This is a genomic window from Campylobacter devanensis (assembly GCF_002139915.1).
GTDB lineage: Bacteria > Campylobacterota > Campylobacteria > Campylobacterales > Campylobacteraceae > Campylobacter > Campylobacter devanensis.
This window is the reverse complement of sequence record NZ_CP018788.1, coordinates 929,310-956,135: the sequence shown is the minus strand read 5'-3', so window position 1 is coordinate 956,135 and position 26,826 is coordinate 929,310. Positions and strand designations below refer to the sequence as shown.

Below are 26,826 nucleotides of genomic sequence, written 5' to 3'. Positions count from 1 at the left end.
TTAGCCTCCAATTATTGATTTAAATAGATTAGGTGCTGAACTAGCAATAAAGGCAAATAGACTAATAATAGCTAGTGTACTTACGCCTAAATTCAGATCTTCCCATTTTCTTAGTGCTAATTTAATAATAAAATATGATATAAATCCTACGCTCAATCCTATTGTAATAGAGTATGTAAGCGGCATTAATATCACAGTTAAAAATGTTGAAACGCAAATAGCTGGATCTTTGTAGTTGATTTTGCCAAGTTCACTAAACATTAAAATACCTACCATTACAAGTACTGGATAGATAGCATTAGCTGGAATAGAGCCAAATAGTGGTAAGAAAAATAGGGTAAATATAAAAAACATTCCTATAAATACAGCCGTAAGTCCTGTTCTGCCACCAGCTTCTACACCGCTTGCACTCTCTACACATGTTATAATTGTACTTGTACCTATAATGGCTCCACCCATGCCAGCTATTGCGTCGCTTTCTAAATTTTTGGCTAATTTTTTTTCGCCATCAGCGTGTGTAAATAGATTGGCTCTATTTCCAACTCCAGTAAGAGTGCCTATGCTATCAAATAGATGAGTAACAAATAGAGTTAAAACAGCCGGAAGAAGGGAAATTTGAAGTGCTGAAAATATATCAAGCTCACCAAAAATAGGAGCGATGCTAACAGGTATCGAGATTATCTCTTTTGGTGTTTCATAAATTCCAAATATCCACGCTCCAATTGATGTTACAGCAATTGCCAAAACAAATCCGCCACGCAGTTTTAAAGTCCAAAATAGTATCATAAATATAATTCCTATAACACCAACTAAAACTTTAGGATCGCTAATATTGCCAATAGCAACTTTAGTAGCTGGACTAGCAACTATTAAACCCATTTTAGATAGACCAATAAAACATATAAATGCACCAATACCAGCACTAATGGCACACCTAAGATCTAGTGGGATATTTTTGATAATCCAAAGGCGAAAATTTGTAAAGCTTAAAATTGTAAATATAGCTGAGCTTATAAATATCGCTCCAAGTGCAGTTTGCCATGGAATTTGCATACCAATTACCATGCTATATGTAAAGTAAACATTTAATCCCATTCCCGTGCTTAGTGCTACTGGTGTGTTAGCCCATAAGCCATTAAAAATAGTTGCTAGAATCGTGATAAGGGCTGTCGCTACCAATAAAGCTTCCTTTGGCATACCAGCATCGCTTAAGATAAGCGCATTAATTGGAACTATGTAAAGTATAGCCAAAAATGTAGTAAGAGCTGCATTTAGCTCGGTTTTTACAGTTGTATTGTTTTGTTTGAGCTTAAATATATCCATATTTCTTTCTAATTGTATATTATAAGTTCATTATATAGGCTATCTCTTTGAACTGGTATAAATCCACTTGTTTGAATTAGCTCTATAAATTCTTTTTGACTTTTACCATTTTTACTTGCTGCTCCAGCACTGCTTTGAATACTCTCTTTTTCTATCGTTCCATCTAGATCATCAGCACCAAATTCTTGTGCTACAAGAGCTAAATTTAAAGTAGAAGTAGCCCAATAAGCTTTAATATGATTGATATTATCAAGTAAAATTCTACTAATAGCCATAGTTTTTAGTATCTCAACTGAGCCTAAAAATGGGATATTTTTAAGATAGTTATTATCTCTTTGATAAACTAATGGGATAAAAGCATTAAATCCACCGCCGTTATTTAGAGCTAGGGAGCGATCTTGTAGCGAGCGAATTCTAAGGATATGATCGATTCTATGCTCTTTGTTCTCTATATGACCAAATAGCATTGTAGCGTTGCTTTGGTGACCTTTTTGATGCCAAAGAGAGTGAATTTTAAGCCAGTTATCACTGCTTACTTTGCCTTTGCAGATCTCAGCTCTAATGCCTTCATCAAATATCTCGGCCCCACCGCCAGGCATACTATCTACACCATACTCAATCATCTTTTCTATCACTTCTTCATAGCTTAAGCCATGTTTTCTATGTAGGTAATCAACCTCTGCTGCAGTAAGTGCTTTTATGTGTAAATTTGGATATTTATTTTTTATCATTTTAAATATCTCTAGATACCATTGCCATGATACATTTGGATTGTGAGCAGAGACTATATGTATCTCTTTGGCTCCGTTTAATACGCTTTTATCTACTGCTTCAATAATCTGCTCATAGCTCATTGTATAACTCTTATCAGCACTTTGTCTATGAGATGAAAAGGCACAAAATTTACACACATCAGCACATAAATTAGTCGGATTTATATGGCGATTTATATTAAAATATACCTTTTTACCATTTTTAGCTTCTCTGATTTTATTGGCATATTTGCCTAGAGTAAATAGATCTAAATCATAAAGCTTGATAGCATCATCAAATTCCAATCTTTGATTGTTTTCTAACTTGTCTATTAAATTCATAATCCTACCTAAAAAATAAAACTTAAATTATATGCAAAAGAGACTTAAAAAGATTTTATTTGCGTTAAATTTAGTCTAATATTACATTTATATTCTTACCCTCTTTAGCATTAATGGCTTTAATGGCTTTTGGGTCTAGTTTAGCTGGAGTTAGGTAGCCATTTTCTACCATTAGCTCGATAGTTGAGCGAAATATTGGCAATGCGCTCCATGAAGCATAGTAGTATGGATATGGCTTCATTGGTTCACGTACTAAAACGCCAATTGTATATTCCTTGCCTTTGGCATCACGGACAAAGCCAAAGAAATTTGCATTATAGCGCTTATCGCTATAACCACCACTTGTAGCGATATGTGCAGTACCAGTTTTGCCGCCAATTATTAGGCCTGGGATTTGTGTTCTTTTAGCAGTTCCATTAGGACTTTCTACAACTTTGATTAGGATATCTTTCATCTTTTGAGCTTGAGCTTTTGAGAGAATTTGGGTAAACTCTTGTTCTTTGTATTTATAGGTTTTAGAATCTTTTTCTAGATGACTAGCTATGCGTGGTGTAACCATAACACCATCATTTGTGATTGCATTATAGGCGCTTAGAAGCTGTATAAATGTAGCTTGGACGCCATAACCATAGCTTAGCGTGGATTTATATACCTTATTTTTTAGTTTAGAGATTGACGGTATATTGCCAACTTGTTCATAGCTTAGATCTATTCCGCTCTTTTGAGAAAATCCAAATTCTAAAAGACCATTATAAAGTTCAAATTCGCTTAATCTATCTACAATTTGAATCATACCAACATTGGAAGATTCTACGATTACATCTTGGGCGCTTAGGGTATCATTTTTATGACTGTCAGTGATTGTTCGTTTACCTAGTTTATATTTACCACCATAGACATTTATTATCTCAAGCGGATCGATTTTGCCAGCTTTTAAAAGTAGGGCAAAGATAAATGGTTTCATAACTGAACCCATCTCATAAGCGTATTCGCTTGCTGTTGAATTTAGTGATTGGTAATCTTTTTTAGTGATACTTGATGGATTGTATCTAGAGGTAGAAACTAGTGAAATTATAGCTCCACTTTTAGCCTCCATAACGCCTATTATAACTTCTTTAGCAATTAGTTCATTCATCTTTGCTACAGCCATTTTTTCTAATATTTTTTGTAGTTTTAATGGAATATTTAGCACGACATTATAGCCATCAATACGGCGAGATAGCTCAGCGTCTTTACTTAAAATTATTGTATTTGCTAGATCTCTTGGTCCTTTTGTTAGCTCATCTTGAGTAGAGGATAACAAGTTATCATATACTTTTTCAATTCCTTTTACTCCTTCAACTTTTGTAATACCATCTATTTCAATCTTTTTAATGTAGCCAATAGCTGGCGTTAAAGCGTCACTTGCCATATATATTCGTCTTTCACCGCTTTCTATAATGCTCATTCCTTGAGTAGAGACTATACCGGTTTTTGGATCTTGATATGCGATAAATACTTTATTTCTATATAGCTTTCTAGCTAACTCTTTTAGATATGCAGCACCCTTGGCATCAATCTCATATGATAGAGTTACTAAACCTTTTTTTGCTAGGATTTTTCTAATTTTTTTAGGGTCATCACCACTATATAAAGTATATAGTTTGATAAATAACTCTTTTTTATTTGGATCAATATTTCTAGTATCTACCATCGCTTTAAAGAGTTTTTGACTGCTTGCTAGGCTAAAACCATCTTGGCTTAATATAGAGCCACGCATAGCACTGGTATAGTCGCTACTTTGGAGTTTTGGAAGGCGACGCTCGATACTAGATCGGTAAAATATAACTGTTAAGAATATAAAGATACCAAGAACAATTAGCAAAAATACTACATATACTTTGCTTTGGCTACTATTTTGGCTCATTATAGCTGTGTTCTTGCTATCTCTTTATATGCGCTTATAGCTTTATTTCTTACTTCTAGCATTAGTTTCATGCTAGTTTCTGCTTTGCCGATTGCAATCGCTGCTTGGTGTAGATCTTTTACTTCTCCAGTTGCTAGATCAGCTACTGCTTTATCAGCTTTTTGTTGGACGTCATTTAGTTCGCCTAGAGTTTTGGTTAAAATATCAGAGAAACTTTGGTCTAGTAAATTATCATTTTTACTACTTTTTTGCTCTAATGGATTTAAATTTGATATATTATTAATGTTCATTCAATTATCCTTTCATCATATCAATAGCACTTGTCGCTATCGCTTTGGCACTTTGAAATGCTGATACATTTGCTTGGTATGCTCTTGTTGCTTCTATTAAATCCGCCATCTCAATGACTGGATTTATGTTTGGTAGCATTACATAACCTTTTTCATTTGCATCTGGGTGAGTTGGATCAAATTTCATTTTAAAATCTTTATCATCACGTACGATTTTATCGACTACCACAGTTGAGATCGCAGGTTTTGGAAATCTTGGCGCATCTGGATCATCTAAAGGATTCTCATTTTCTAAAAAGTCATTTTTAGCATTTAGTTGTTTATTTAGCTCTTTATCAAATTCAATTGCCTTAAATACAACCTCTTTACGGCGGTATGGGCCGCCTTCGGCTGTTCTAGTAGTATTTGCATTAGCTATATTTGAGCTAATTACATTCATTCTAAAGCGTTGCGCACTAAGTCCATATCCACTAATATCAAAATCACTTAAGTATGCCATTATTTATCCTTTATATTTTTCCACTTGCATCTATTACGCTTTTAAAGATATCGCCATGTTTTTTGCTAGCTGAATCTAGTGCTTGAATCATTAAAACATTTTTACTCATTTCGCTAGTTTCGATATCTAGATCGACAGTATTAGCGTCATTTCTAGCCATATGACCATCTCTTAGATATATAGTTGGAATCTTAACTGATGGAAAATCGATTGCGGCAAAATGTTTATCATTTGTTCTAGCGAGTTCTAATTTTGGCTCACTAGCACCTAGTTTATATACCTCTCTTTTTTTTTCTATTAAAGCGGTTTCAAAATCGATATCTTTAGCTTTATAAAAAGGAGTATCGATATTTGCAATATTGCTAGCTATTAATTGGTTTCTAGCAACCCTACTACCAAGAGCCGAATCTACTAATTGTTTTGATTTGCTAGTACTAAAACCTGCGTACATCATATATCCTTTTTAAATTTATTGCAATACATAAGCAATATTTATTCCAAATTTAACTCTAAATCTTTAAAATTTTCAAATCCGCTTGATTGATTTGATTTTATCTTAAGCAGAGTCAAAAATTCATCCCTAGCTAAATCCTGAGCTCCCATAAATTTAAGATGAGGATTCATTACTTGTGCATCTATGATAAAATCATATTTTGCTAATGCCTTAGCTAGTGTGATTAGAGCGACTTTGGAGGCATTTTTGCCTTTACTAATCATACTTTCACCACAAAAAATCTTACCAAAAATCAGCCCATAAAGCCCGCCAATAAGCTCATCATTATAATAGACCTCCACGCTGTGAGCGTAGCCTAATTCGTGCATCTTAATATAGCTATCTACAACATTTTGATCTATCCAAGTTGGCTCATTTTGTTCTCTATGAGTTTTGCAAAAATTGATAAAATCTGCAAAATTATAATCAAATTTAACTCTATAATCCCTTAAAAATGGCCTTAAACTCTTTTGAATTTTAATATTTTGTGGATAAAATATTGCCCTTGGGTCAGGGCTATGCCAAAATATCACCCCATCACACGGCCATGGAAAAATACCATGCATATACGCATCAAGTAAAATTTCACTACTTAGGTCACCACCATATGCTAGTGGAGCGTCTTTTGGAGCAGTTAATGGATTTGGAAAAATAGAGTTCATTAGCTATTTTGCTTGGATAAATTTAAACTCAAACTCACTGCCATTAAAATCAATATTGGCAGTGCCACCATTTTTTAAAGCACCAAAAAGCAGCTCTTTGGATAGCTTAAGATTAATTTTATCTTTAATAGTTCGTTTAAGATTTCTAGCGCCAAATTCGCTACTATATCCAAGTTTAATAATCTCATTAATCGCATTTTTGCTAATAGATATAGAGATTTTTTTTGCTGATAGCTCTAGCTCTTTTATCTCTTTTTGGACTATTTTTTCTAAGACTTCGTGGCTTAGAGTGTTGAAATTTATAATCTTATCGATTCTATTTCTAAACTCCGCAGCAAAAAATCCCTTCACAGCTCTATCTGTTTTATCGCTATCATCTTTATTAAAGCCCATAATCGGTGCTTCTTTGGTGCCTAAATTTGAGCTCATTATGATAATTGTATTTTTAAAATCACTCTTATTTCCACTTGCGTCACTTAGAGTTGCGCTATCAAAAATCTGTAAAAATATATTTAATAGCTCTGGATGAGCCTTCTCAATCTCATCAAACAAAATCACGCTATAAGGATGCTTTTTAACCATATTTGTAAGCATTCCGCCATTTTCAAACCCTATATATCCAGGAGGTGCGCCAATGAGCTTAGCTACGGCGTGTTTCTCCATATATTCGCTCATATCAAATCTCTCAAAATGGATATTTAAAGCATTTGCTAACTCTTTTGCTAACTCAGTTTTACCCACACCGCTACTTCCAGTAAATAAAAATACACCAATTGGCCTATTTGGCTCATTTAATCCTGCGTATGATGTGATTAAAGCGTCATTTAAGCTCTTTATAGCTAGGTCTTGGCCAAATATTTTTTGGTTTAATATAGTGGATAGATTTTTTAAAATTTGAGTGTTATCAGAGCTTGTTTGGATATTTGAGATATTGGCTATTTTAGAGACAATTTCATTGATTTTGGTTTTTGTTACGCTTTTTTTATTCTCGATATTTGCCGATGCGCCAGCCTCATCAATGATATCTATAGCGCTATCAGGCAGGAATTTGTCAGTTAGATATCTCTTAGCCATCTCTATACTTTGGCTTAAAATTTCATCGCTATATTTGACATTATGAAATTTCTCATAGGTTGGCCTTAAGCCTTTTAATATCTCTAAGGTCTCTTCTTTGCTTGGTTCGGCGACATCTATTTTATTAAATCTACGAAGCAAGGCTCTATCTTTATTGAAATTTCTAAACTCACTATAAGTAGTTGCGCCAATACACCTTATATCACCATTTGCTAAGTGTGGTTTTAAGATATTTGCCGCATCTTGGCCATTGTCATTGCTACCTGTGTTTAATATAGTGTGAATTTCATCTATGAAAATTATATGATTTTTATTATCTTTTAAGCGACTTATAATCTCTTTTAATCTCTCTTCAAACTCACCCCTATACTTCGCTCCAGCTAAAATAGCAAAGATATCTAAGCTAAAAATCACGCTATCTTTTAATCTATCAGGAACCTTTCCATCTACTATTCTTTGGGCTATTCCTTGGACTATTGCGGTTTTACCAACTCCAGCTTCACCTACAAAAATCGGATTATTTTTCTTATGGCGGCATAGAATTTGAAGAGCTTTGTCAATCTCTTTATCTCTATTTATCACAGGGTCTATTTGATGATTTTTGACTAATTCATTTAAATTTGTAGCTACAGATAGTAGTTCATTATCATCTAAATTTAATCCGTGAAATTCAAGTAGTTGATAGGCTTGTGAGTTTTTATCGCTCAAAACTTCATCTAAAAACTCCTCAATTCCAAAATTTTCCTCAGCAGTAATGCTAGAGAATAATTCACTAAGCTTATGAGTAAGAATTGGTGGCTTTTTTTCGCTAGATTTTGGAGACTCTTTGAGTATATTTATTAGATCATTTCTTAAAGCTATAACATCATTAATACCGATATTTTCTAGAATTTTTATAAATTCCTTATCAAATGTTAGAGTATATAAAATATGTTCAGTACTAATATACTCATGCGATTCGCTTAAAGCTAAGTCATTAGCTTGTTTTATTGACATTGCTAGATTTTGTTCTATCATTAATCCTCTTTTATAACGCATTTTAATGGAAATCCATTTGCCTTAGCTAGGCTTAGGGTTTGGTTTTGCTTGGTTTGGGCGATCTCTTTTGTGTAAATTCCGCAAACAGCGCTACCATTTTTATGAATTTTCATCATCAATTCTATAGCTTGCTTTAGCTCTTTATTGAAAATTTCACAAAGCACCATCACTACAAAATCCATTGTAGTTACATCATCGTTTAATAAAATCACCTTAAAAAGAGTTGGTTTAAACTCTTTTAATTTTGTTTTTGAAGTTAATGATCTTTTAGTTTGCATTTAAGATCTTATCTATATCTTGGCTAATTGTGTTGGTGCTTACTTCACCTAGGTAGAATTTATTTTGCGTTGTTGTACCGCCTAGATTATCGCTTAGATTTTGGTATTTACCATCTTTTAATACTACTTTAAATGGAATTGAAAGGGCTCTATTATAGCTTATATCATTTAGAGCTTGATCTATAATCTTGCTATTTTCTTTTGAATTTGATATAAAGTAGTAGGCATTGTACTTTTTACTAAAATTCTCTAAAATATACTCATCACTTACATCTTCAAAGTGAATTAAGCCAATTATCATAAATTTATCTGCGTTTTTAAGCTGAAAATCCATCAAATGTGGAGCCTCTTTTTGGCATGGGGCGCAGTAAGTTCCAAATATATCAAGCATTAGAATTTTATCACTATCTTTGAGTTTAAAGCCATTTTCAGTGCGAATTATCGTAGCTTTAGTGCCGATTATACTGGTTAATTCTATCTCATCGCCTGTTTTATAATAGTTTGATTGTTCTATTTGAGTTTGAGTTGTCTTATCTTGATTACATCCATTAAGTGCGAAAAGTGCTATTAAAAATAGGGCTATAAATTTAATATTTTTCATATTTTATCCTTTATAAATATCTTTTTAGAGCGGCTCTAGCTTCTAAATTTGCTTGTTTTTCTTTGAGAGCTTCTCTTTTATCGTGTAAATTTTTGCCTTTGGCTAGGGCGATATTTGCTTTTACTATATTTTTGTGGTTTAGATATAGGCTCAAAACTACGATTGTTAGCCCATCGGTGCTAACTTTGCCAAGGAGTTTATCTATCTGTTTGCGGTGCATAAGGAGCTTTCTAGGCGATCTCTCATCAGGACGAAAGTGTGAGTGAGCAGTTTGTAGATGGCTTATGTGTGCGTTTAACAAAAAGAGCTCACCTTTGATGATTCTTACAAAGCTATCTTTTAAATTTGCTCTACCAGCACGAAGTGCCTTGACTTCGCTACCTTGTAAGACTATGCCGGCTTCAAAGCTTTCTATAATTGTATAATCATGAAGTGCTTTTTTGTTTCTTGCTAGTTCTTTTCCCATTTTGATACTTTTTATAGTTTGTAAGCTTAGAATTATAGCTAAATATTATGAATTTAGTCTAAATAAGAGTGCCTTTCTAGCACTCTTATTGTTATTTTTTATAATTTTTGACAAACTCAGCTATACGCTCAATACCACGCTTTAAACTATCTAAATCGCATGCAAAACTAACTCTAAAATATCCATCCATACCAAATCCTACGCCAGGCACAGTAGCTACTAGGGCTTTTTCTAATAGCTCTTGGCAAAATTTCATTGAGTCAGGCTCTACATTTTTACAGTTTATAAATAGATAAAATGCTCCATCTGGACATACTACACTTAAATTTTCTATATCATTTATAGCTTTTACAGCATAATCTCTACGCTCTATAAATTTACTTTTCATATACTCTATATTAGCATCAGCTTCTCCTAGTAGCGCTGGGATAGCTCCAGCTTGAACTATGCTTGAGATATTGCTAGTGCTTTGGCTTTGAAGTTTTCTAACAGCTTTATTTAGCTCATCGATACTGCTTGCCATATACCCAAATCTCCACCCTGGCATCGCTCCGCATTTGCTTAAACCATTTATTGTTATTGTTCTTTTAAACATATCATCGCTAATTGCTGCAGCTGCTATAAACTCACCATTATATGTAAGTTTTTCATAAATTTCATCGCTAATTACCAAGATATCGCTACCTTCTAATACTTTGCCAATCTCTTCAAGTTCGGCTTTGCTATATACGCCACCGCATGGATTGCTTGGACTATTTAGCACTATAGCTCTTGTTTTTGGAGTGATTGCTGATTTGATTTGATTGGCTGTTAATTTAAATTTATTATCTTCACTTGTTTCAACTATCACTGGAGTACCACCACAATATTTTACTATTTCAGGATAGCTTACCCAGTATGGAGATGGAATTATAACTTCATCTCCATGATTGATAATGCATGAAAATAGATTAAATAAAGAGTGTTTGGCACCTACATTTGTAATAATTTGATTTGGTTTGTAGTTTAGATTATTATCTCTTTTTAGCTTTGTAGCAATAGCTTCTAAGACCTCAGGTGTACCAGGGACAGGCGTGTATTTACCACAACCATTGTCTAATGCTGATTTTACCGCATTTTTGATAACTTCTGGTGTATCAAAATCAGGCTCTCCGGCACTAAAGCTAATAACATCAAGCCCAGCAGCTTTCATCTCTTTGGCTTTTGAGCTAATTGCGATTGTAAGACTCTCGCTTAGAACTGAAATTCTTTTAGATAATAACATTTTTACTCCTTTATTGATTTAATATACTCTTGATATTTTTTGTCTAATACTATTTTATCACTTCCTTGACATCCAAGATTTTCTATGCGATCTATTAGATAGATTAGCAATTCTTTTGTGATATCTGGTAGCTTATTGTGTTCAAATGGACGATTATCACTGCTAATGCATTTAGCCGGAATTCCTACAGCCGTAGAGTGTGGTGGTACGTCTTTTACTACAACTGAATTTGCACCAATTTTTGAGCCAGTTCCTATGGTGATATTGCCTAAAATTTTAGCTCCAGCACCGACAACTACGCCATTTTCTAATGTAGGATGGCGTTTGCCTTTATCTAAACTTACCCCACCTAAGGTAACTCCTTGATAAATCAAGCAATCATCGCCAACTATAGTTGTCTCACCAATTACTATTCCAGTAGCATGATCAATAAATACTCTTCTTCCAATAACTGCTGCTGGGTGTAGATCAACTCTGGTTAAAAAATTACTAATTCCAGCAAGTATTCTGGCTAATTTATGCCACTTTTTATTCCATAAAATATGGATAATTCTATGATTGGCTACTGCCCATACTCCAGGATAATTAAAGATAAGATCTATGCAGCTACGATATGCTGGATCTTGTACTTTAGGCTGAGATAAATCCTCTTTAATAATTTGAAAAATACCCATCATTAGCCTATGGTTTTTAGATATCCATTATCGTTTAAGAATAGATATAGTTCGCCTAGAATATGCTTTTTTTGTTTTTCATCTACTAGTGTTGAATTTTCTATTCGTTCATTTAAAGTATCTCTAATAGCATGTATATCATAGTCTAAATCCTCTAATATATCCATAACGGATTGTGATTCTAAAATATTTTTTATCTCATAATTGCCCTCTTCATTGATGATTATTGTAGCTTCAGTAGGGTGGGTAAAGAGATTGTGTTTCATTCCAAGAACCTCTTGATATGCACCAACAAGGAAAAACCCTAAAAAATAATCCTCTTTTTCTAAATCAACATCATGCAAGAATAGCGGATTTTTGGTCGCATCAAAGCTTATTTCGCCATCGCTATCGCAAGTTATATCCCATATAGAAGCAGACAGAGTAGGGCGCTCATCAAGCCTATCAAGCGGCATTACAGGGAAGTTTTGTCCAAGTCCCCAAAAATCAGGCAAGCTTTGAAACATTGAAAAATTAACCAAATATCTCTCTTGCACCTCTTCTTGAATTTTTAAAAGCTCTGCATAATTTTGTTTATTTCCTAAAAGTGAGATCGCTTTTTTCATAATTAAATGGACTAAAATTTCGCTATTTGATCTATCTTGTAAATCTACATAGCCTAAATCAAATAGTGTCAAAACACTCTCCATATGATCGATTGCATCGTGGAGATACTCTATGGCATTGCTTGGCTTTATACTTCTATATAGATCATATAATTCACTAATTAGTGGAGGATTGTTCTCTTTTAATATTAGTTTTTCTTCTGTATATTCTTGACTAAATAGCTCAAGTACAGGAGCTACTAATACAGCATGAGATGCAGCTATATATCTACCGCTTTCTATAAATATATCAGGTTCAATCTCATTTTTTTGATTAGCAATGCTTTTTAGTAAAAACACAACATCATTTGCATACTCTTTAAGTGTGTAATTCCTGCTTGGATTATCTTTAAATTGTGAATACTCAATAGCCAAACCGCCGCCTAAATTTATAGCTTTTAGAGATTTTGCTCCCATTTTACGAAGTTCGGCGTATATATTTCCAGCTTCTATAAGGGCTTTTTTGAGCGGATGAATTTCATTTATTTGACTTCCAATATGAAAATGAATCATAGTAAATTGCTCAATTAGGTTATTTTCTTTTAGTAAATTTACTGCTTCAATTAGCTCTGTAGATGTAAGTCCAAACTTAGAGTTTATCCCGCCACTTTTAGCCCATACGCCTGTACCACTACTATGAAGTCTGATTCTAAGGCCGATATTTGGCTTTGGTTTAAATCTCTCTTTGGCAGTAGAGATTATCGATTTTAGCTCATTTAATCCCTCTATTGTAAGAGTGATATTATGTCCCATCTCAGCAGCGATAAAACCAATATCAATTAGCTCGTTATCTTTAAATCCATTTACGGTAATTGGTGCGCCATAGTTATTATAGGCCATAGCTAGTAGTAACTCAGCCTTTGAGCCAGCCTCTAATCCATATCCATAGCTTTCTCCAATTTTAACTAGATTTTCTACAAATCCTGGATATTGATTTACCTTTAATGGATATACAGCATTAAAGTTGCCACTATAGCCAAATTCCTTTTTTGCTCTTTCAAAACTAGAGTATACCTGTACAATTTGTTTTTTAATAAGGTGTGGAAATCTTAGTAAAAGTGGTCCACGATAACCATCGTTTCTAATATCTTTTACGATATCAATAAGTGCTGGTTTTAAGTCGCTATTTAAGCAGACTTTGCCACTATCAGTGATAAAATTTGAATCTCCCCACAGGCTTAGTCCATAGTCGTGTGTCATATTTCACCCTCCAAATTTGCTATAGATATTCGTTTTTCATCTTTTGTTTGTAGATTTTTGTACCAAATTTGACCTTGGCTAAACTCATCATCGCCAAGACATAAAAATATCTCAAATCCCTTTTTATCAGCTATATTTAGATGCTTATTTGGGCTTTTGGCTTCATATGAAATTTCGGTTATATATCTTTTTCTTAGAGTTTGAGCGATTTTGTAAATTTCATCAATTAAATTTGGATTTAAAGCACAGATATAGATACCTTGACGGGTATTTTGCGACTCTTTTTGCTTTAAAATCTCCATAATTCTCTCAATACCCATAGCCCAGCCAACTGCTGGAGTAGGTTTGCCATCTAGATATTCACAGAGTTTATCATATCTACCGCCACCTGCTACGGCACTTTGAGAGCCAATATCATCACTGATAAACTCAAAGGCAGTTTTGCAGTAGTAATCAAGCCCACGTACGAGTTTTGGATCGATTTGAAATTCAACTCCATTTGCTTTTAAAATCTCTTGAAGTTTATTAAAATCATCGTTACAAATTTGATTTAAATTTTGAGTAATAAGCGGAGCATCTTTTAAGATATTTTGACAACTCTGGCTTTTGCAATCAAGTATCCTAATAGGGTTAGTATCAAGTCTTCTTAAGCAATCATCACATAAATTTTCTTTATTATTTTCAACAAATTTAACTAATTTTTCTTTATATGCTGGCATACATTGACTATCGCCTAGTGAGTTGATTTTTAGTGTGGTTTTAATTTTAAGCCTATTTAAAATCTCATTTAACATTAAAATTACAGATGCATCCTCATATACACTTGATTCCCCAAAACACTCTACGCCAAATTGATGAAATTCTCTTAGACGTCCACGCTGAGGACGCTCATATCTAAACATACTACCGTGATAAAAATATCTTTTAACCCCACCAGCTCTATCAAATTTATTCTCTATAAATGCTCTTACGACTCCAGCAGTTCCTTCAGGGCGAAGACAGACATCATTGCCGCCTTTATCTATAAATTGATACATCTCTTTACCAACTATATCGCTACTTTGGCCAACACTTCGCTTAAATAGTGCGGTCTCTTCTAATTTTGGTGTTTCGCAAAACTCATAGCCATAGTTTTTAACCACAGCTTCACAGGTATCAATTATAAATTTATATAGTTTTCCATCGTTTTCAAGTAGGTCTTTCATACCACGAAGAGCATTAATCATATAAATTTCCTTATTTTATTATGTATAATTTCTGGGCTTAGTGAGGCATCGATCTCTAAGACTTCAAATTTTAAATCGGCGAATATTATACTCATAAATCCTTGAACTCTCATTAAATACTCAATTCCGCGACTTTCAATATCATCATTTTGACCTCTACTAAAAAGCCTTTGACGGATTAAATTCTCATTTGCTTTTAAAAATACAAATTTATCTCCAAAATCTGAACAAAGCGCAAATTTATTTAGTTCAATTAAGGTTTTTATATCTAGATTATCATCATTTGCCATAGCATATGCAAGACCAGATACAAAGCTTCTATCGCTTAAAATCAAATTTCCATAATTAGGTTTTAAAACTTTTTCATAATGCTCGGCACGATCTGCTAAAAATAGAAAAATTTCTGCTCTTTGTGATATTTTACTTGCACTACTCATTAAATAATTTCTAATCATCAATCCAAGCTCTGTGCCACCTGGCTCTTTAGTTATTATAGCATCTTTGTAAATCTCTTTTAGCAGATTTATTTGAGTAGATTTACCAGCTCCATCGACACCTTCAAAATTAATTAGCATATTCTTCCTTTATTTTTTTATATACTTTAGATGGGACAAGTGAACTAATATCACCATCGTGGCGTAAAACTGAGCGGACAATAGAACTAGAAATAAAGGCATTTTTAAGACTTGGCATAAAATAAATCGTCTCAAATTCGCTCCACAACGAAGCATTTGCATAACCAATTTGTAATTCATATTCAAAATCACTCACAGCTCTTAGACCTCGCACAACAGTATTAATATTTTGTGATTTAGCAAAATCGATTAAGAGATTATTAAATCCTGTAACTTCAACACTAGATAGCTCCTTAGTCGCTAAGCGGGCAAGTTCGATTCGTTGATCGTAGTTAAAATACGGCTTTTTAGACTCATTTAGTGCTACTGCTACAATAACTCTATCAAAGACATTACAAGCTCGTCTAATAACATCTAGATGACCATTAGTGATAGGATCAAAGGTTCCTGGATATATGCATGATTTCATTTTTACCTCTATTTTATGATGACTTGGTTTTTGCCTACTACTTGGGCTTTTAGGGTTTGATTATTTTGGTTTTTAACACTGATTATTTGTCCGATATTGCCGTCATTGAGCGCAGTTACTAATATTTCTACTTTTAAAGATCCATCTTCTATAATAGCAGTAATCTTATCACCTTTTTTGACATCGCTTAGGGTCTTAAATTGGCGATTAGTTAGAATTTTGCCACGCTTGATTTTGCTTTTAGTTATAAGTTGGTGATTTGATGGATTTATGATAGCTTGCTTATCATAATCCTTTAGACTTACAAATTTTTGTTTATAATCACTTAAATTTAGTATATGATCTCGCCCAATGTCTTTAGTAGCAACTAATACTGGGAGCTTAAAATCGATTTTGAATTTATAAAATATACTTTTACTGGTAGAATTTGGTGTAGTATAGACTGCTCTAAATGTTCCACTATCATCACGTAAGCCAAGCAAGATAATATTTTTTAATTTTAACTCATTAAAATTTACTGGTAGTTCATTGTGATTATCTATATTAATAGAATTTATCTTAGCTGATGGAAATTCATCATAAATAGCCTTATGAAGTTCATCAATTAAAGAGCTACTAAAAAGAGGAATATAAAAAATAAGAAGTAAAAAAATGGAGCGGGAAACGAGATTCGAACTCGCGACCCCAACCTTGGCAAGGTTGTGCTCTACCCCTGAGCTATTCCCGCATTTTGTTGAATTGAAGTGGAATGATACCATATTTTTACTCACTTGTCAAGATATTTTAAAAATTTTTATCTCTTTATTATCCTCAATGCCGCTTTCACCGATATTAGAAATATATATAAAATTTGATAAAGAGATAGGTTTTATCATTGAAGGGCTATAAATATTATTATTTGTAGCCCTAAATTCGCCATTTTTTACTGTTCCTATTACAATATTTGCTCTACTGGCTTTGAGTTTTAAGTTGCCTTTGAATTTAGCAATTTGCATCTGAGGCAAAAATTCACTAAATCCGGCTAGTTTTTTAGTTAGCGGTAAAACAGTGATATATGTAGCTAGTAGGCATGACATCGGATTACCTGGCAGGACAAAGATAAACTTATCACCTTTTTTATAGCATTTAGTAGGTTTTGCAGGGCGCGCATCAATTGAATTAAAAAGTATTTTAAAACCAAGTAAATCTAAAACCTCACTCATATAATCAGCTTCACCCTTGCTTGCTCCGCCACTTGTGATAATAATATCATAGTTAATGCAACTCTCAAGAGCCTCTTTAATAGTTGAAATTTGATCTTTTAAAACACCTTTGTATTCACTTTCAAAGCCATTTTGGCTAAGTGCAGCCATTATCCCAAAACCATTTGCGTTATATACAGAAAGAGTATCGCAGCTATCCCACGGCTCATAAATCTCATTCCCACTACTAAAGATAGCAATTTTTGGCTTTTTAATAACATTTACATAGCTAATACCTTGAGCAGCTAAAAGCATTATATTTGCTGGAGTTAGTGGTGAGTTTTTACTTAGTAAAAGCTCACCAGATTTAATCTCTTCTCCAGTGATTTTTCTAGCGTTATTTGGTGGAGTATCTAGTGGAACTATTAAATTACCATTTTTATCTAATTTTTCATTCTCTATCATTACAACAGTATCAGCACCATTAGGAAATATAGCTCCAGTCATAATCTTATAGCACTCATTTGAACCGATTTGATAGATATTTTTATCGCCTGCTAGAATCGTCCCTTTGATTTTTAGAGGATTTTTAATATCAGCATAGGCAAAGGCGTAGCCATCAAGTGCTGAGTTGTCAAATGCTGGAAGAGTTCTAGTAGCTATAATATCTCTAGCTACAACTCTATTAGTTGCCATATAAAGTGGCACAATCTCGCTTCCATTTAGCACATTAATACTACTAATTAAATCAAATACTTCATCGACTCTCATATCTTACTCGCTAAGTCTTTTTATATTAGCACCAATAGCTGTAAGTTTGGATTCTAAATTCTCATAACCACGATCAAGGTGATAGATACGATGAATTCTAGTTATTCCTTCGGCTCTTAGAGCTGCAATTATTAGTGCTGAGCTAGCTCTTAAGTCAGTCGCCATCACATCAGCGCCATTTAAACTGCCTCCGGTTATGGTGGCGATATGGCCATTTAGTTTTATATCAGCGCCCATGCGAGATAACTCACTAGCATGCATAAAACGATTTTCAAAAAGTCTCTCATCAATGCTAGATACGCCATCAGCGATAGATGCTAGAGCCATAAACTGCGCTTGCATATCGGTAGGGAAGCCGGGGAATTCGGTTGTGATGATATTACATGGTTTTAAATTGCCATCGCTAATTACTCTTATTGAATTTTGGCTAAGCTTACACTCAACTCCCATATCACAAAGCTTGGAAGTGATCGCTACTAGGTGATCGGGATTTATATTTTCTATTGTAACATCCCCGCCAGTAATCGCCACAGCGCACATATAAGTTCCAGCTTCTATTCTATCAGGTATTACTGTGATTTCATCTAAATTTATAAGATTTTTATTTGTTCCGTGTATCGTTAGCTCGCTTGTTGCGATGCCCTCTATTTTGACGCCATTTTGGTTTAAAATTTCACATAGTTGGACGACTTCGGGCTCTTTGGCTGCGTTAAATATCTTAGTAACTCCATTTGCTAAGGCCGCAGCCATTATGATGTTTTCAGTGCCTGTAACTGTGATCTTATCAAAAACGATATTAGCTCCATTTAATCCATCTTTGGCATCGGCTATCACATAGCCATCTTTTATCTCAATTTTAGCGCCCATTTTCTCTAAAGCACTTAGATGTAAGTCAATTGGCCTAGCCCCAATAGCGCACCCTCCAGGAAGCGAGACTTCGCAATGGCCAAATCTAGCAAGTAGTGGCCCTAGGACTAAAATTGAAGCACGCATAGTGCGGACAATATCGTATGTCGCTTTTGTGGAGTTTATATCTGCGGTATCTATTTGTAGGGTTGAGTTTTTAAATTCAGCCTTAGCGCCTAAATTTTGTAGTAGTTTTATCAATGTTTTTATATCAGCAACTTGAGGTGTATTTTGGATTGTTACTCTATTTTTTGCTAAAATTGTCATAGCGATTATCGGCAAAGCGGCATTTTTGGCGCCACTAATTGTGATTTTGCCTTTTAAATTTGTTGATCTTTTGATTTGTAGATAATCCATATATATCACCTTGTGTAAAAAATAGTGATGGATTATACCAAAAATATGCTTATATAGTTATTTGGAATTTAAATTATATCAATAAAAGCTATGGCAAAGGCCATAGCTTATGAGCGAGATTTTTTCACTTCATCTGCGATTAAGAAGGCAAGCTCTAAGGCTTGATCGGCATTTAGTCTTGGGTCGCATTGAGTCTCATAACGACTAGCAAGGGCCTCTTGAGTCACCTTAAATGCACCACCAGTACACTCTGTAACATCTTGGCCTGTCATCTCTAAATGGACGCCCCCAGGTATGGTGCCACAAGCGTGATGGATATCAAAGAAGCTCTTAACCTCTCTTAAAACATTATCAAATTCACGAGTCTTATATCCATTTGACGCTTTTACCGTGTTGCCATGCATAGGATCAATACTCCATAAGATATTTAGACCTTCGGATTTAATATCTTTTAAGATATTTGGCAAGCGACTCTCTATCTTATCAGCTCCCATTCTGATGATGATATTTAGGCGGCCATTTTCGTTATTTGGGTTTAGTTTGTTGGCTAATTTTATCACATCATCGGCTGTGGCATTTGGGCCGATTTTGCATCCGATTGGATTTTTAACTCCGCTTAAGAAATGGACATGAGCATCATCAACTCCTCTAGTTCTCTCACCTATCCAAAGCATGTGAGCAGAGCAGTCATACCAATCTCCGCTTAAACTATCAACCCTTGTAAGAGCCTCTTCATATGGGAGTAAAAGTGCTTCGTGAGAAGTGTATAATTTGGTTTCGCTTAGTGTTGGAGTATTAGAGGTTGTAACCCCACAAGCCTCCATAAATTTAAGAGCATTTGTAAGCTCGGAAGCTAGTTTTTCGAATTTTTCATCTAATTCACTTCGCTTTACAAATCCTAAATTCCATCTATGAACTTCATGCAAATTAGCCAATCCACCTCGTGAAAATGCCCTTAGAAGATTTAGCGTAGATGCACTTTGATAGTAGGCATCTATCATTCTTTTAGGATCTGGGACTCTAGCTGATTCATTAAATTCAAATCCATTTATGATATCGCCTCTATAGCTAGGGAGCTTAACCCCATTTATCTCTTCATAATCGCTACTTCTAGGTTTGGCAAATTGACCCGCTACACGACCGACCTTGACTACAGGACAGCCACCAGCGAAGGTAAGGACAATTGCCATTTGTAATATAATCTTAAACATATCACGGATATTTACTGCATTAAAGTTAGCAAAGCTCTCAGCGCAATCTCCACCTTGAAGTAAAAAGCCATGGCCTTGAGTGACCTTAGCTAGCTCATCTTTGAGATTTCTAACCTCACCTGCAAATACAAGTGGTGGTAGTTTGCTAAGCTTATCTTCACACTCTCTAAGCTTGCTAGTATCGGGATACACCGGTTGTTGTAAAATATTATAATCTCTCCAACTATCTTTATTCCATTTGCTCATTTTTAACCTTTTGAATTTCTATAAAATGCGTGATTATAGCCAAATAAATCTTAAATTCTAGCAAATTTAGGATTTTGCTAGATAAAATTGGATAGAATCACCAAAATAAATTTTAAGGAAAAATATGAAAAAATTTATATTGATATTTGCTCTTATATTTTTTGTTGGTTGTATGCAAAATACCACAAATGTAGGCCGCTCAGAAGTTGATAGAACGCAGCTAATGCTGATATCTAGCGATGAGATAAATGAAGCATCTGCTAAAGCTTATGGCGAGGTGATACAAAAAGCAAAAGCGTCAAATACTCTAAATAAAGACCCAAAACTTACAAATAGGGTTAAAAATATCTCAAATAGATTAATTGCTAAAACTTCATATTTTAGACAAGATAGCACAAAGTGGAATTGGGAGATAAATGTAATTACGAGTGATACTATCAATGCGTGGTGTATGGCTGGTGGCAAGATAGCTGTATATACAGGGATTATAGAGAAGTTGAATTTAAATGATGATGAGATAGCATTTATCCTAGCTCACGAGATTGCTCACGCCTTAAGAGAGCATGTAAGAGAGCAACAAAGCCAAGAGATGATAAAGAGTGGATTAATCAATGTAGCTTCGGTTTTTGGGGTGGATAATACTATTTTAGGAGTTGCGAATTTGGCTGCTAATGTGGGGATATCTCTGCCTTTTAGCCGTTCGCACGAAAATGAGAGCGATGAAATAGGGCTAGAGCTTGCGTATATGGCGGGATTTAACCCAGATGGTGCAGCGTCGTTATGGACGAAGATGCAAGAGCATTCAGGTGATGGTGGATTGGAGTTTTTAAGCACTCACCCAAGTCATGAAAATAGGATAAAAAATTTACAAGCCCTAGCAGCTAAGCTAAAAGCTAGTAGTTGATTTAGCCTATTATTTGGGCTATGCTTTGGGCTTGTTTTAGAGTCATATCTCTTTTTATTTGGTAGTTTATAGCACCATTTTGACTGATTATAACAATGGTTGAGCCTAGCTCAAAATTGCCTATATGTTCGCCTTTTTTTAAGCTTAAATTATTGTAATTATAAAAAGCGGGAGATAAATTTGAATTGGTGCTAACTCTTGGTTCAAAATCAAATTTCATCTTTCCTACATTTAAAGCGCCTACAAATACCATCCAGATTAATTTATCATTAGCTAATCTTGCTTTTAATACCACTCTTTCATTTCTAGCGTATAGATTATCATGCTTTAAAAGGGCGCTTCTAGCTACGCTAAAAAGCGTTCCAGGTGTGTAGTTTAGACTTATAATTTCCATATCGCAAGGTGCGTGATAGTGATGGTAATCTCGTGGCGATAGATAGATATTTAGATAGTCAAACTCACCATCTAACTCGCCTTTTTCAAGAGATTTGCCTAGTAACTCATCTATGCTATAGCTTTTGGATTTGATGCTATAAGCTTTTAGATTATCACCTTTTTGGCACTCCAAGCACAATCCATCACTTGGTGAAACAAATCCATCACCAAGTGCTCTTGGAGAGTTTAACTCTCTTGTAAATAGGGCGTTTAAGCTATCATAGCTACTAATGGGATTAAACTCACTCATATCTATTTGAAATTTTTTAACATACCAATTATTTATAGCATTTTGAAGTAATTTTGGGAATTTATAGTGCGCTATCAGGCCAAAGTAGTTTGAAAATTTATTATAATCCATATTAATCTCCTAAAAGCTTTAAATATACTATTTCACTATTTGATCCAACTCTAAAAGGTGGCCCCCAAAGCCCAGCACCACTGCTAACATATAATTGCATATTATTATTGATATTATATAACCCATAGACATATTTTTGATTTAGCCATACTAGGAACGAAAATGGAAAAATCTGCCCACCATGCGTATGTCCGCAAATAACTAGATCTACATCACGTTTTAAATATTTGAGTGAACGAGGCTGATGAGTAAGCAAAATTGTAGGTAAATTTGGATTAATGCCATTAAATACATTGACAAAATCAGGAACAAACTCACCCATTTTAAAGCCTGTAATATCATAAACACCAGCTAAATTTACTCCACCAATATTAAGATTTTCATTTTCTAAAACCTTAATTCCAAGCTCTTTAAATTTATTCAATAACCCACTAAGGCCATGATAATATTCGTGATTTCCAACAACCATAAAAGTACCAAATTTGCTCTGAACACCTTTGAGTGGTTCAAGAAAGTCTTTTAACTCATCGCTTTTTAAATCAACCAAATCGCCTACGATTAGTAAAGCATCTGGACGGAGTAAATTTATCCTATCAACAAGGCTGGCCATAAAATCTTTTTGATAAAATTGTCCGATATGCACATCAGTAATTATGGCTAAATTTAGCGGAGTTTTAAGATTTTTAATCTTTATTTCTTTGGTAGTAATAATAGTGTTAAAATTAGCATTATAAGCACCTACTATAATATACATAAAAAAGCCAAAAATTACACAGATATCTATTATAAATTTGGCAATTTTTTGAGAATTTTTACTAAGTTTACTAATAAAAAGTAGTGCAATATGAAATGGTAAAATGGTACAAAAAAGCATAAAGCTCACGCCAATACAGATGATAGAAATTTGATAGATTAGCGATGGTAGTGGAGAGCTTTTAATAGATATAAAATAGGCTACTTCAAATAAAAATATTAACCCAAAAACTACTCGTAAACTCCATTTAAATTTGACCAATATCAAGTTTTGTTTAAGACGTTTATAAGTATATAAATTTATTCCCAAAAAAATCAGCGTAGATAGTGGAATAAAAATATATGGACTCATATTTTGCCTTAAATTTAGTTTTGGATTATACTATTTATCTGATGATAAAGTGATAAAATTTCATCACGTTTAGTTATAAAACTATTTTTATTAGCAATCAAATGAGCGCTACTAGTCATTATTTCTTCGGCTACTTTTAGGCCATTTTGTCTCATTGTAGTGCCAGTTTCAACAATATCCACAATAGCATCGCTAAGTCCAACAAGTGGAGCTAGCTCAATAGAACCATAAAGTTTAATAATCTTAACTGCAATCCCTTTTTGGTCAAAATAATTTTTGGTAATATTTGGCATTTTTGTAGCAATTTTTAGCTCTGGTTTGCTATAGTCTAGTCTTTGGTTTTCTTTAATACCAATGCAAACCTTGCATCGCCCAAGTCCAAGATCAAGCAATCTAAGCACATCGCATCTATGCTCTTCTAATACATCAAGTCCGACTACACCGATATCTGCAGCACCTTCGGTGATATAAGTTGGGATATCTTGATTTCGCACCATTAGAAATTTAAATTCACCCTTTGTCATAATGAGTTTTCTATCTTCAAATTTAAACTCACTTCCAAAAATTTTGCTAAAAATTTCTAAAGTCTGCTCAGCAATTCTACCCTTTGGTAATGCTACACTTAGCATAAAATCTCCTTATTTTCATTTATCGCTCTTTGCATACCACGAAATATTAGCATTCTATCATAGATAGCTTGAGAGAAAAACTTAGACAAAAACTCCCCATCTCCGCCAGTAAAATATATCGTTTTTTGGCTTGAAAAATCGCTAATTAAACTTACAATTGGTTTGATTATTCCATAGCTGATAGCATCTTGTGTGCGTTGTGGTAGGCAATCTAGATCTATATTTGTATTTAGTGGCAAATTTAGTCGTGGTGAGATATTTTGCAAACTTTTAAGTGTTGTAGATATCCCAGGAATTATAAAACCACCAATATGACAACCATTTGCCATTAAATCAAGAGTTATAGCGCTTCCAGCATCTACAATTAGGCCATTATTTATAGCATAGCATACAGCAGCCCTATCAATGCCTAAACCAATATATGTGCTATTTAACTTAATATATGATGAAATATCGATAAATAAATGGTTTAAAAGTTTTTGTTCAGCTTTATCATTTACATTAATGTAGTAAATTTTTTCTGTTGGCTCATAAGCCATAAATTCATCAATGGTTAAATTCCAAACTCTTCTACCATCAAAAAATGAGGCATTTGTATTTCCAATATCACATAAAATCATAAAATTTCCAATCTGAATTTGATTTTAGAACCTTTGAACAGATCGGCGAGCTGTAAAAAAGTCCAAATTTAACTATGTTTGTATCAAATTTCCTCTTAACAAGTTCGCTAATTTCTCTTAGCTCCTCAAGTTCTTTACTCACAAATCTACTTTTTGAATCCCTAAAAAAGATAAGATTATAAAATCCGCTTTTATCTATTCCTAAAAATAGCTGATAATTACGCTTTTTACTAAATTCTTTAATATCAAGAGTGCGTAAATTTTTAAGTAAAATTTTACGCTGGTTAAAAATATTACAAATTCTATTATCCATTATTTTAATTTTAATATCTCATTATCATAGTAGAAAGCGTCCGCACCTGTGAAGCTTTTTTTGCTAATTTCTGAGTCTAGCTCAATTACTTGAGTATTTTGTAAATTTAGATCTGTTATAAACATATATCCGGTTTTTTCAAAGATATATAGCTTATCATCTTGTGGAATTGCACCTGCAAATATGGCAAATTTAAAGTTTTGACTGCCAATTTTATTTAGCTCCAAATCCAAAATCTCTACCACTCCATCTTTTAAGAAAATATAAATTTTACCAGAGTAAATTAAAACATCTTTTATTTGGCCATCATAATATTTAACACCATTAGGGTCAATTGCCATAAATTTTGTAGCACTCGCTGCAAACATTTTATCGCCTAGCAAATCAAGAAATATAATATTATTAAAAAACGGCTCACTACTAACAACTGCATCACGTAAAATTCTTCCATTAGCTCTATCAACAATCATAATCTTACCATCAAGTGTTGGATATACTATAATTGAGTTTAGAAATATTGGATTTGCCATCTTTGCATCAATTGCATAGGCTATACCGATATTATACTCCAAAAGAATTGTATCACTAATCATATCAATAAGGTATATAGTGTTATCAGCACTTAGAGCAGCTAGATGATTATCATTTATAGAGGCTGAGACTATGCGAGTGTTAAATTTATTTGTGTAATACTCATCACTGTCAACTAATACTTTAAATGAGCCATCAATATTAGCAACTAAAAGCTTATCTTGATACTCTCCTAAAAAGTTATCATCTTTAAGCAAATTTAGCTCTATAATCTTTCCACTTTTTAGCAGCACACTACCATTTTTTAATACAGCACCATATTTGCTAGTTTGTTGAATGGCTGAGCTTAATGAGCCAGTAAATTCTATATTACTAGATACACTCTCAGGTTTATAATACTCTCTTTTAGTATAACAACCAACAAGTATAAAAAGTGTTAAAGATAATAGAATATAAGCTTTGTAATTCATACTATTTTCCTTGATAATGCTCTAAATTTTTAGCAATTTGTTGAAGTGGTGAATTAAGAGGAATTTTTGCAAATTCAGCCTTTGCAGCATCGGTTTTGCCATCTTTTAATAGTTCATAACCATCGATTAAAGCATTATAATTTGATAAAATTTTAGCCGATTCTTGGCCTTTTAAATTTACTAAAATTTCTTTTAAAAGCGGATCGATCTCTAAATTGATCGCCTCATCTATAATTGTAGTTGAGTTTAAATCAGCTGTTTTAATTGCAAAAAGAGCATATAAAGATGGGTTTTTAGATATTAAAATTTCTTTTGCATTACTATCGTCTGGGTGATTTATTAAGGTATTATAGGCTTTATTAACTTCTGCTTTACTAGCTTCTTGTAAAGCATTTGATATGCTATAACCAACAAGCGCAATAACTATAACAATTCCTGCAGTGATAATGCTCTTTTTATTGCGTTTAAAAAATCTCTCACTTTTTATAGCGCTTTCTAATAGTTGTTCTTGAGAGCTAATCTCATTTTTAATATAGTCAATATTCTCTTTAACTGCCAAAGTAATATCCTTTAAAAATAAAAAATTTGCTAATTTTATCATAAATTATCTTAAATCTAACAAATAAAAAGGTAATTATTAAAAAGTTCCTAATATTGATAATTTCTATCTAAGAAAACTTATGATATAATCGCTCAAAAATTTTAAATTTGGGGTGAAACTGTGCAAATTGATGATAAAATGCTTGAAAAATTAGAGAAATTAAGCGCACTAAAGATTCCGGATGATAAGCGTGAAGAGTTTAAGGGTCAACTTAGCAAGATTGTCGATTTTGTTGATGTTTTAAATGAGTTAAATTTAGATGGCATAGAAGCTACAGTAAGTACTGTAAGCGGTGGAACTCCACTTAGAGATGATGAACCACGCAAGAGTGATGTAATAGATATAATTTTACAAAATGCTCCACAAAAACAGGGCAAAAATTTTGAAGTTCCAAAAATTATCGAGTAGA

At 33.6% G+C, this 26,826-nt stretch carries 30 protein-coding genes and 1 tRNA gene; 2 read left to right on the top strand and 29 right to left on the bottom strand.

Annotated elements, in window-relative coordinates; translation table 11 throughout:
- The 22 genes from CIGN_RS04775 to CIGN_RS04670 form a co-directional block, all read right to left on the bottom strand.
- Entirely contained in the window at positions 1-1,323 is a 1,323-nt protein-coding gene (locus tag CIGN_RS04775; RefSeq protein WP_086295882.1) for an NCS2 family permease, read from the bottom strand.
- Between the two features lie 8 nt (positions 1,324-1,331).
- On the bottom strand, positions 1,332-2,420 hold the full coding sequence (mqnE, locus tag CIGN_RS04770; protein WP_236844800.1) for an aminofutalosine synthase MqnE: 1,089 nt from the start codon (positions 2,418-2,420) through the stop codon (positions 1,332-1,334).
- 67 nt (positions 2,421-2,487) lie between these two features.
- Positions 2,488-4,323: a peptidoglycan D,D-transpeptidase FtsI family protein gene (locus tag CIGN_RS04765; protein ID WP_086227141.1), complete on the bottom strand. Its 1,836-nt coding sequence runs from the start codon at positions 4,321-4,323 to the stop codon at positions 2,488-2,490.
- A complete protein-coding gene (gene fliE, locus CIGN_RS04760) occupies positions 4,323-4,613 on the bottom strand; it encodes a flagellar hook-basal body complex protein FliE (RefSeq protein WP_086224311.1) in 291 nt (96 codons plus the stop codon). Before fliE ends, CIGN_RS04765 begins: the two co-directional genes overlap by 1 nt.
- Before the next feature lie 4 nt (positions 4,614-4,617).
- Complete coding sequence (flgC, locus tag CIGN_RS04755) at positions 4,618-5,112, bottom strand: flagellar basal body rod protein FlgC (protein WP_086227907.1); 495 nt, start codon at positions 5,110-5,112, stop codon at positions 4,618-4,620.
- A gap of 10 nt (positions 5,113-5,122) precedes the next feature.
- Positions 5,123-5,563: a flagellar basal body rod protein FlgB gene (gene flgB, locus CIGN_RS04750; protein WP_086224315.1), complete on the bottom strand. Its 441-nt coding sequence runs from the start codon at positions 5,561-5,563 to the stop codon at positions 5,123-5,125.
- Between the two features lie 41 nt (positions 5,564-5,604).
- Complete coding sequence (aat, locus tag CIGN_RS04745; protein ID WP_086302513.1) at positions 5,605-6,267, bottom strand: leucyl/phenylalanyl-tRNA--protein transferase; 663 nt, start codon at positions 6,265-6,267, stop codon at positions 5,605-5,607.
- Positions 6,268-6,270: 3 nt separating this feature from the next.
- Entirely contained in the window at positions 6,271-8,358 is a 2,088-nt protein-coding gene (locus tag CIGN_RS04740) for an AAA family ATPase (protein ID WP_086302511.1), read from the bottom strand.
- Positions 8,358-8,657: an ATP-dependent Clp protease adaptor ClpS gene (locus tag CIGN_RS04735; RefSeq protein WP_086233274.1), complete on the bottom strand. Its 300-nt coding sequence runs from the start codon at positions 8,655-8,657 to the stop codon at positions 8,358-8,360. Before CIGN_RS04735 ends, CIGN_RS04740 begins: the two co-directional genes overlap by 1 nt.
- Complete coding sequence (locus CIGN_RS04730) at positions 8,647-9,258, bottom strand: thioredoxin domain-containing protein (RefSeq protein WP_086302509.1); 612 nt, start codon at positions 9,256-9,258, stop codon at positions 8,647-8,649. Before CIGN_RS04730 ends, CIGN_RS04735 begins: the two co-directional genes overlap by 11 nt.
- 10 nt (positions 9,259-9,268) lie before the next feature.
- The gene (gene smpB / locus CIGN_RS04725) at positions 9,269-9,724 is read right to left on the bottom strand and encodes an SsrA-binding protein SmpB (RefSeq protein ID WP_086224325.1); all 456 of its coding nucleotides are present in this window, start codon (positions 9,722-9,724) and stop codon (positions 9,269-9,271) included.
- A gap of 91 nt (positions 9,725-9,815) precedes the next feature.
- Complete coding sequence (locus CIGN_RS04720) at positions 9,816-10,988, bottom strand: pyridoxal phosphate-dependent aminotransferase (protein WP_086302507.1); 1,173 nt, start codon at positions 10,986-10,988, stop codon at positions 9,816-9,818.
- A 2-nt stretch (positions 10,989-10,990) separates the two neighbouring features.
- The gene (gene cysE, locus CIGN_RS04715) at positions 10,991-11,662 is read right to left on the bottom strand and encodes a serine O-acetyltransferase (protein ID WP_086227134.1); all 672 of its coding nucleotides are present in this window, start codon (positions 11,660-11,662) and stop codon (positions 10,991-10,993) included.
- A 2-nt stretch (positions 11,663-11,664) separates the two neighbouring features.
- Positions 11,665-13,506: a biosynthetic arginine decarboxylase gene (gene speA, locus CIGN_RS04710; protein WP_086229096.1), complete on the bottom strand. Its 1,842-nt coding sequence runs from the start codon at positions 13,504-13,506 to the stop codon at positions 11,665-11,667.
- A complete protein-coding gene (hisS, locus tag CIGN_RS04705; protein WP_086232007.1) occupies positions 13,503-14,732 on the bottom strand; it encodes a histidine--tRNA ligase in 1,230 nt (409 codons plus the stop codon). Before hisS ends, speA begins: the two co-directional genes overlap by 4 nt.
- Positions 14,729-15,307, bottom strand: a complete 579-nt coding sequence (gene tmk, locus CIGN_RS04700) for a dTMP kinase (protein ID WP_086253366.1) — start codon at positions 15,305-15,307, stop codon at positions 14,729-14,731. Before tmk ends, hisS begins: the two co-directional genes overlap by 4 nt.
- Positions 15,297-15,776: a pantetheine-phosphate adenylyltransferase gene (gene coaD, locus CIGN_RS04695; RefSeq protein ID WP_086224338.1), complete on the bottom strand. Its 480-nt coding sequence runs from the start codon at positions 15,774-15,776 to the stop codon at positions 15,297-15,299. The genes tmk and coaD overlap by 11 nt, the downstream gene beginning before the upstream one ends.
- An 8-nt stretch (positions 15,777-15,784) precedes the next feature.
- Positions 15,785-16,258, bottom strand: a complete 474-nt coding sequence (gene flgA, locus CIGN_RS04690; protein WP_179187357.1) for a flagellar basal body P-ring formation chaperone FlgA — start codon at positions 16,256-16,258, stop codon at positions 15,785-15,787.
- A gap of 170 nt (positions 16,259-16,428) precedes the next feature.
- Positions 16,429-16,503, bottom strand: a tRNA-Gly gene (locus tag CIGN_RS04685).
- A gap of 46 nt (positions 16,504-16,549) precedes the next feature.
- The gene (locus CIGN_RS04680; RefSeq protein WP_086302502.1) at positions 16,550-17,728 is read right to left on the bottom strand and encodes a molybdopterin molybdotransferase MoeA; all 1,179 of its coding nucleotides are present in this window, start codon (positions 17,726-17,728) and stop codon (positions 16,550-16,552) included.
- 3 nt (positions 17,729-17,731) lie between these two features.
- Positions 17,732-18,991, bottom strand: coding sequence for a UDP-N-acetylglucosamine 1-carboxyvinyltransferase (gene murA, locus CIGN_RS04675; protein WP_086302500.1), 1,260 nt, complete (start codon positions 18,989-18,991; stop codon positions 17,732-17,734).
- A gap of 107 nt (positions 18,992-19,098) precedes the next feature.
- Positions 19,099-20,448 (bottom strand): class II 3-deoxy-7-phosphoheptulonate synthase, encoded by a 1,350-nt coding sequence (locus tag CIGN_RS04670; protein WP_086232011.1) that lies wholly within the window; start codon positions 20,446-20,448, stop codon positions 19,099-19,101.
- 124 nt (positions 20,449-20,572) lie between these two features.
- Here CIGN_RS04670 and CIGN_RS04665 point away from each other — a divergent pair, with 124 nt between their 5' ends.
- Positions 20,573-21,352: a M48 family metallopeptidase gene (locus CIGN_RS04665; RefSeq protein WP_086229091.1), complete on the top strand. Its 780-nt coding sequence runs from the start codon at positions 20,573-20,575 to the stop codon at positions 21,350-21,352.
- Between the two features lies 1 nt (position 21,353).
- On the opposite strand, the gene CIGN_RS04660 is transcribed toward CIGN_RS04665, so the two are convergent.
- Genes CIGN_RS04660 through CIGN_RS04630 form a run of 7 tightly spaced genes read right to left on the bottom strand, consistent with a single transcriptional unit; the run spans position 21,354 to position 26,375 of the window.
- On the bottom strand, positions 21,354-22,148 hold the full coding sequence (locus CIGN_RS04660) for a phosphatidylserine decarboxylase (protein ID WP_086229090.1): 795 nt from the start codon (positions 22,146-22,148) through the stop codon (positions 21,354-21,356).
- A gap of 1 nt (position 22,149) precedes the next feature.
- Entirely contained in the window at positions 22,150-23,253 is a 1,104-nt protein-coding gene (locus CIGN_RS04655; protein ID WP_086238827.1) for a metallophosphoesterase, read from the bottom strand.
- Between the two features lie 14 nt (positions 23,254-23,267).
- A complete protein-coding gene (hisG, locus tag CIGN_RS04650) occupies positions 23,268-23,882 on the bottom strand; it encodes an ATP phosphoribosyltransferase (protein ID WP_086227921.1) in 615 nt (204 codons plus the stop codon).
- On the bottom strand, positions 23,876-24,502 hold the full coding sequence (locus CIGN_RS04645; protein ID WP_086229088.1) for a type III pantothenate kinase: 627 nt from the start codon (positions 24,500-24,502) through the stop codon (positions 23,876-23,878). Before CIGN_RS04645 ends, hisG begins: the two co-directional genes overlap by 7 nt.
- Positions 24,489-24,815, bottom strand: coding sequence for a hypothetical protein (locus CIGN_RS04640; RefSeq protein WP_086224357.1), 327 nt, complete (start codon positions 24,813-24,815; stop codon positions 24,489-24,491). Before CIGN_RS04640 ends, CIGN_RS04645 begins: the two co-directional genes overlap by 14 nt.
- Positions 24,815-25,816 (bottom strand): L-seryl-tRNA selenium transferase, encoded by a 1,002-nt coding sequence (locus CIGN_RS04635; protein ID WP_086302499.1) that lies wholly within the window; start codon positions 25,814-25,816, stop codon positions 24,815-24,817. Before CIGN_RS04635 ends, CIGN_RS04640 begins: the two co-directional genes overlap by 1 nt.
- A 1-nt stretch (position 25,817) precedes the next feature.
- A complete protein-coding gene (locus tag CIGN_RS04630) occupies positions 25,818-26,375 on the bottom strand; it encodes a YfgM family protein (protein ID WP_086235428.1) in 558 nt (185 codons plus the stop codon).
- Between the two features lie 162 nt (positions 26,376-26,537).
- Between CIGN_RS04630 and gatC the strand changes: the two genes are divergently transcribed.
- A complete protein-coding gene (gene gatC, locus CIGN_RS08200) occupies positions 26,538-26,825 on the top strand; it encodes an Asp-tRNA(Asn)/Glu-tRNA(Gln) amidotransferase subunit GatC (protein ID WP_086243757.1) in 288 nt (95 codons plus the stop codon).
- Position 26,826 lies beyond the last annotated feature (1 nt).

Bases quoted from the DNA above. Each gene is read 5' to 3' on its own strand.
- smpB (WP_086224325.1), bottom strand. From the start codon at position 9,724: ATGGGAAAAGAACTAGCAAGAAACAAAAAAGCACTTCATGATTATACA.
- flgB (WP_086224315.1), bottom strand. From the start codon at position 5,563: ATGTACGCAGGTTTTAGTACTAGCAAATCAAAACAATTAGTAGATTCG.
- murA (WP_086302500.1), bottom strand. From the start codon at position 18,991: ATGGATTATCTACAAATCAAAAGATCAACAAATTTAAAAGGCAAAATC.
- CIGN_RS04730 (WP_086302509.1), bottom strand. From the start codon at position 9,258: ATGAAAAATATTAAATTTATAGCCCTATTTTTAATAGCACTTTTCGCA.
- CIGN_RS04720 (WP_086302507.1), bottom strand. From the start codon at position 10,988: ATGTTATTATCTAAAAGAATTTCAGTTCTAAGCGAGAGTCTTACAATC.
- CIGN_RS04640 (WP_086224357.1), bottom strand. From the start codon at position 24,815: ATGGATAATAGAATTTGTAATATTTTTAACCAGCGTAAAATTTTACTT.
- CIGN_RS04645 (WP_086229088.1), bottom strand. From the start codon at position 24,502: ATGATTTTATGTGATATTGGAAATACAAATGCCTCATTTTTTGATGGT.
- CIGN_RS04765 (WP_086227141.1), bottom strand. From the start codon at position 4,323: ATGAGCCAAAATAGTAGCCAAAGCAAAGTATATGTAGTATTTTTGCTA.
- CIGN_RS04735 (WP_086233274.1), bottom strand. From the start codon at position 8,657: ATGCAAACTAAAAGATCATTAACTTCAAAAACAAAATTAAAAGAGTTT.
- CIGN_RS04655 (WP_086238827.1), bottom strand. From the start codon at position 23,253: ATGAGTCCATATATTTTTATTCCACTATCTACGCTGATTTTTTTGGGA.
- coaD (WP_086224338.1), bottom strand. From the start codon at position 15,776: ATGAAATCATGCATATATCCAGGAACCTTTGATCCTATCACTAATGGT.
- tmk (WP_086253366.1), bottom strand. From the start codon at position 15,307: ATGCTAATTAATTTTGAAGGTGTCGATGGAGCTGGTAAATCTACTCAA.
- CIGN_RS04740 (WP_086302511.1), bottom strand. From the start codon at position 8,358: ATGATAGAACAAAATCTAGCAATGTCAATAAAACAAGCTAATGACTTA.
- hisS (WP_086232007.1), bottom strand. From the start codon at position 14,732: ATGATTAATGCTCTTCGTGGTATGAAAGACCTACTTGAAAACGATGGA.
- CIGN_RS04680 (WP_086302502.1), bottom strand. From the start codon at position 17,728: ATGAGAGTCGATGAAGTATTTGATTTAATTAGTAGTATTAATGTGCTA.
- CIGN_RS04775 (WP_086295882.1), bottom strand. From the start codon at position 1,323: ATGGATATATTTAAGCTCAAACAAAACAATACAACTGTAAAAACCGAG.
- speA (WP_086229096.1), bottom strand. From the start codon at position 13,506: ATGACACACGACTATGGACTAAGCCTGTGGGGAGATTCAAATTTTATC.
- CIGN_RS04670 (WP_086232011.1), bottom strand. From the start codon at position 20,448: ATGAGCAAATGGAATAAAGATAGTTGGAGAGATTATAATATTTTACAA.
- CIGN_RS04665 (WP_086229091.1), top strand. From the start codon at position 20,573: ATGAAAAAATTTATATTGATATTTGCTCTTATATTTTTTGTTGGTTGT.
- aat (WP_086302513.1), bottom strand. From the start codon at position 6,267: ATGAACTCTATTTTTCCAAATCCATTAACTGCTCCAAAAGACGCTCCA.
- CIGN_RS04635 (WP_086302499.1), bottom strand. From the start codon at position 25,816: ATGAATTACAAAGCTTATATTCTATTATCTTTAACACTTTTTATACTT.
- CIGN_RS04660 (WP_086229090.1), bottom strand. From the start codon at position 22,148: ATGGATTATAATAAATTTTCAAACTACTTTGGCCTGATAGCGCACTAT.
- fliE (WP_086224311.1), bottom strand. From the start codon at position 4,613: ATGAACATTAATAATATATCAAATTTAAATCCATTAGAGCAAAAAAGT.
- flgC (WP_086227907.1), bottom strand. From the start codon at position 5,112: ATGGCATACTTAAGTGATTTTGATATTAGTGGATATGGACTTAGTGCG.
- hisG (WP_086227921.1), bottom strand. From the start codon at position 23,882: ATGCTAAGTGTAGCATTACCAAAGGGTAGAATTGCTGAGCAGACTTTA.
- cysE (WP_086227134.1), bottom strand. From the start codon at position 11,662: ATGGGTATTTTTCAAATTATTAAAGAGGATTTATCTCAGCCTAAAGTA.